Source organism: Neisseria sp. HMSC078H04 (assembly GCF_001838135.1).
Classification (GTDB): Bacteria; Pseudomonadota; Gammaproteobacteria; order Burkholderiales; family Neisseriaceae; genus Neisseria.
The window spans coordinates 1-220 of the sequence record NZ_KV835828.1 but is presented as its reverse complement, the minus strand read 5'-3'; the positions used below and the strand labels follow the sequence as shown (position 1 = coordinate 220).

Annotated in this window: 1 protein-coding gene; it reads left to right on the top strand. The window is 60.9% G+C overall.

Features of this window, described 5'->3' with window-relative positions; all coding sequences use genetic code 11:
* A partial coding sequence (locus HMPREF2560_RS04160) for an RHS repeat domain-containing protein (RefSeq protein WP_168163298.1) occupies window positions 1-220 on the top strand: 220 nt, incomplete at both ends.

The window sequence follows — 220 nt, the reverse complement described above, 5'->3', positions numbered from 1 at the left end:
GCCCTCTATCCCGACGGCAGCAAAGAGACCTTCGGCTATGATGCCGCAGGTCGTCTGACCACCCATACCGATGCCGAAGGCCACACCACCTCCTACGAATACGGCCAAGACGGTCTGCCGACCCGACGCACCAATGCGCTGGGCTATACCTTCGGCTACCATTACGACAAAGCCCGCCGCTTAGTCGGCCTCACCAATGAAAACGGTGCGCGCTACCGCT